Genomic DNA, 3,929 nt, shown 5'->3' with positions numbered 1-3,929 from the left:
CGCCCACGACGATGCCTGCGACCGGCGCCGCGGCGGCCACGCCGTCGAACAGCGGTCCGGTGTCCTTTGCGCCCCAGCGCGCGGGCGCCGGCAGGCGGGTGAAGAAGCGCAGCGCGTCGGCGACGGCGTCGGCCGCGCGGGCGAAGATCGCGGTGGGGTGTGGCATCGGCGTATCGCACATGCGAAAAGAAGGCGGGCGTCCGGCGTTTCTAGCATGGCGCCGCAACCAAGGCCCGCTTGGCGGCTCCGGATCCATCGGCTATGCGACGGGCCCGTGACATCGCATGCCGCATGAGGTTCCCATGGCGCTCACCACCGAGGCGCGCGTCCCGCCGGTCCAGACCGGGCTGCCGTTCGACGACATCCGGGCGCTGATGGCGCGCATGCCGGGGCCGTCGGCCCGGGCGGCGGAGGCCGTGCGCGCCCGCGAGGGCCAGCTCGTGAAGCCCGCCGGCGCTCTCGGCCGGCTGGAGCAGCTGTCCGAATGGCTCGCCGCCTGGCAGGACCGCAGCCCGCCGACCGTCGCCCGCCCGCTGGTGGCGATCTTCGCCGGCGCGCACGGCGTGGCGGCGCGGGGCGTCTCCGCCTATCCGGCGGAGGTGACGCGGCAGATGCTGGACGCCTTCGGCAACGGCCACGCCGCCATCAACCAGATCTGCTCCGCCTTCGACATCGGGCTGAAGGTCTACGATCTCGCGGCCGACCGGCCGACCCCGGACATCACGAAGGACGCCGCCATGGGCGAGGCGGAATGCGCCGCCACCATGGCCTACGGCATGGAGGCGATCCATGGCGGGATCGACGTGCTGGTGGTGGGCGAGATGGGCATCGGCAACACCACCGTCGCGGCCACGCTCGCCTGCGCGCTCTATGGCGGCCAGCCGGAAGAGTGGGTCGGCCGGGGCACCGGCGTCGACGACGAGGGGCTCGCCCGCAAGGCGGACGCCGTGCGCGCGGCGATCGCGCTGCATCGCGACCATCTCGACGACCCGCTGGAGGCGCTGCGCCGCGTCGGCGGGCGCGAGTTCGCCGCCATCGCCGGCGCCATTCTCGCCGCCCGTCTGGAGCGCGTGCCGGTGGTGCTGGACGGCTATGTGGCGACCGCGGCCGCGAGCGTGCTGCACGCCCTCGACGCCAGCGCGCTCGACCATTGCGTCGCCGGGCACCTGTCGGCGGAGACGGCGCATGTGCGGCTTCTGAAGACGCTGGAGATGACGCCGCTGCTCGATCTCGGGCTCCGGCTCGGCGAAGGCTCCGGCGGGGCGCTCGCGGTCTCCATGCTGAAGGCGGCCGTCGCCTGCCATTCGGGCATGGCGACCTTCGCCGAGGCCGCCGTCGCCGGCCGGGACGCCGCGCCCGAGGCGTGACCCATGCTCACCCCGCGGGGTGAAGTTTGCGCAGCCTGCGGCGGTCGGCCAAGCCCACCGCGCGGCGCACGATCTCGACCAGGATCACGTACAGGATCGCCGCCCAGAGATAGACCTCGAAGTCGGCGGAGCGGCCGAAGGCGTAGCGGGTGGCGCTGAAGATCTCCGACACGGTGACGACGCCCGCCACCGCGCTGCCCTTGATCAGCAGGATCAGTTCGTTGCCGAGCGGGCGCAGCGACAGGCCCAGCGCCTGCGGCAGCAGCACGCGGACGTGGAGCGCGAAGCGGCTGAGCCCGAGCGCTTCCGCCGCCTCCCGCTGTCCTTCGGGCAACGCGGCGAGCGCGCCGTGCAGGATCTCCGACTGATAGGCGGCGGTGTTGAGGGTGAAGGCCAGCGCCGCGCACCAGAACGGATCGCGCAGCAGCCACCACAGCCCCATCGCCTCCAGCTCATGCCGGAACTGCCCGGCGCCGTAATAGACGAGGAACAGTTGCGCCAGCAGCGGCGCCCCGCGGAAGAAGGCGGAGTAGCCCCGCGCCAGGCCGGCGGCGACCCTTCCACCCTCCAGCCGGGAGACGGCGAGCGGGACCGCCAACAGGACGCCCAACGGAAACGAGAGCGCCACCAGCGCCAGCGTGGTTCCGAGACCGGCCAAGACCCGAGGGCCGTAGCGCGCCATCAGCTCCGCGTCGAAGCCGAGCGCGCCCCAGAGCGCGAGGAAGCTCTGGCCAAGCTCCACCGTCATCGGCCGGCGAACCGGACGCCGCGCTCGGCGCGGGCCTGCAGCCGGACCGTGATCGCGCTGGAGACGAGCGCCAGAGCCACATAGATCAGGCAGGCGACGAGATAGAAGGTGAAGGGCTGACGCGTGGCGCCGACCGCGATCTGGGTCTCGCGCATCAGGTCGGAGAGCGCGATGGTGGACACCAGCGCGGTGTCCTTCAGCAGCACGGCCCAGCAGTTGGCGAGGCCGGGCAGCGCGAGCCGCCACAGCTGCGGCAGCTCCACCAGCCGGAAGGCGAGGCCGGGCGGAAGCCCGAGCGCCAAAGCCGCTTCCCGCTGGCCGCGGGGCAGGCCGCCGAGCGCTCCGGCGAAGACTTCGGCGGCGTAGGCGCCGAACACCAGCGCCAGCGCCGTGACGCCGGCGGCGAACGGGCCGATCTCCACCGCGACGCCGGGCGCGACGAGGCCGAGCAGCCGGTTCAGCAGCATCTGGCCGCCATAATAGACGATGAACAGCGTGAGCAGTTCCGGCAGGCCCCGGAACAGGTTCGAATAGGCCTGGGCGAGCCCGCGCAGCGCCGGAAGGCGCGACCGCTGCATGAGAGCAACGCCAAGCCCGAACGCGAGCCCGAAGGGCAGGGTGGCGAGCGCAAGAGCCAGAGTGACGCCAAGGCCGGCCAGCAGCTCGTCGCCCCAACCGCCGGGACCGAAGCTCAGCAGGCGGAGCAGGTTCTCCAACGCCGCGGCTGCCGGTCAGTACAGGCTGAAGGAGAAATACTTGGCGTTGATGCGATCGTAAGTCCCGTCGGCGCGGATCGCGTCGATGGCGCCGTCGATCAGCGCCTTCAGCTCCGCGTCCTCGTTGCGCAGGCCGGCGCCGACGCCGGCGCCGAAGAACTCCGGATTGCGGATGTCCTGTCCGATGATCTGGCAGCACTTGCCCTCGTCGGAGGAGTCGAGCCAGGGCAGCAGCACGGTCTTGTCCGCGAGCACCGCGTCGAGCCGGCCAGACGCAAGATCCAGATTGGCCTCGGCCTGGGTGGGATAGAGCCGGACGTCAGCCCCCGCCTTGGCGTAGACCTCTTCGAGGTAGTTGGCGCTGACGGTGCCGGTCTGGGCGCCGAGCGTCTTGCCGGCGAGCGCTTCCGGCGAAGACCCCCAGCCGCCGTTCGCCTTGTCGGCCACGAACAGGGCGGGAGTCTCGTAGTATTTCTTCGAGAAGGCGATCTGCTTCGAGCGCTCCGCCGTGATCGACAGGGAGGCGAAGATGGCGTCGATCTTGCCGGCCTTCAGCGCTGGGATCAGACCGTCCCAGTCCTGCGTGACGAAGGCGCATTGCGCCTTGATCTTCGCGCAGACGGCTTTGGCGATATCGATGTCGAAGCCTTGAAGCTGGCCGTCCGGCCCGATGGCGTTGAAGGGCGGATAAGCCCCTTCGGAGCCGATGCGCAGCGTGGTCCAGTCCCGCGCCGAAGCGGGGCCGCAGAGCAAGGCGATGACGGCCGCGGCCGCCAGCGACAGGGCGCGCAGGCGTCCGTGCGCGGTGAGGCTCATGCGGCGGTCTCCATGCTCGCAGTCGTCCGGCGGAGCCGGCGAGGGCGCGAGCATTCCATTGTTCGCAAGCGCACGCAAACGTGACGTCAGGCACCGCGAAGCGCTGCGAGATCGTCGGGCGTGTCGGCGTCGCGAAAGCCGTCTCGGCTGGGGTAGGGCGCATGCGCCGCGCCGAGCGCCGCCAGCGCCTTGCGGGGGGAGGCGACGCCCTCCGCGATCAGCCGCTCGAGCTCCGCGCGGCGCTCGAGCGGCCATAGCGCGTGCAGCGGCTCGGGCCCGTCC

At 71.8% G+C, this 3,929-nt stretch carries 4 protein-coding genes and 1 pseudogene; 1 reads left to right on the top strand and 4 read right to left on the bottom strand.

Translation table 11 applies throughout. The annotated features are described in order from the left end of the window. Nucleotides 1–302: 302 nt before the first annotated feature. Nucleotides 303–1,367, top strand: a complete 1,065-nt coding sequence (cobT, locus tag ACFQ4O_RS15955) for a nicotinate-nucleotide--dimethylbenzimidazole phosphoribosyltransferase (RefSeq protein WP_378777099.1) — start codon at nucleotides 303–305, stop codon at nucleotides 1,365–1,367. 7 nt (nucleotides 1,368–1,374) lie between these two features. Here cobT and ACFQ4O_RS15950 read toward each other — a convergent pair whose 3' ends face one another. The 4 genes and pseudogenes from ACFQ4O_RS15950 to ACFQ4O_RS15935 all read right to left on the bottom strand — a co-directional run. Then, a complete protein-coding gene (locus ACFQ4O_RS15950; RefSeq protein WP_378777097.1) occupies nucleotides 1,375–2,115 on the bottom strand; it encodes an ABC transporter permease in 741 nt (246 codons plus the stop codon). Then, nucleotides 2,112–2,831, bottom strand: a complete 720-nt coding sequence (locus ACFQ4O_RS15945) for an ABC transporter permease (protein WP_378777095.1) — start codon at nucleotides 2,829–2,831, stop codon at nucleotides 2,112–2,114. The genes ACFQ4O_RS15950 and ACFQ4O_RS15945 overlap by 4 nt, the downstream gene beginning before the upstream one ends. A 15-nt stretch (nucleotides 2,832–2,846) precedes the next feature. After that, nucleotides 2,847–3,647, bottom strand: coding sequence for a lysine/arginine/ornithine ABC transporter substrate-binding protein (locus ACFQ4O_RS15940; RefSeq protein ID WP_378777093.1), 801 nt, complete (start codon nucleotides 3,645–3,647; stop codon nucleotides 2,847–2,849). An 86-nt stretch (nucleotides 3,648–3,733) separates the two neighbouring features. After that, a pseudogene (locus ACFQ4O_RS15935) lies at nucleotides 3,734–3,929 on the bottom strand (molybdenum cofactor guanylyltransferase); the annotation flags it as partial.

It is taken from the genome of Methylopila musalis (assembly GCF_042679725.1).
GTDB classification, from domain to species: Bacteria; Pseudomonadota; Alphaproteobacteria; order Rhizobiales; family Methylopilaceae; genus Methylopila; species Methylopila musalis.
Note: the sequence above shows the minus strand (reverse complement) of the source record. Positions and strands in the feature narration are given on the sequence as shown.

Excerpts from the sequence above, each read along its gene's own strand:
- ACFQ4O_RS15940 (WP_378777093.1), bottom strand. The coding sequence starts at position 3,647 with ATGAGCCTCACCGCGCACGGACGCCTGCGCGCCCTGTCGCTGGCGGCC.
- cobT (WP_378777099.1), top strand. The coding sequence starts at position 303 with ATGGCGCTCACCACCGAGGCGCGCGTCCCGCCGGTCCAGACCGGGCTG.
- ACFQ4O_RS15950 (WP_378777097.1), bottom strand. The coding sequence starts at position 2,115 with ATGACGGTGGAGCTTGGCCAGAGCTTCCTCGCGCTCTGGGGCGCGCTC.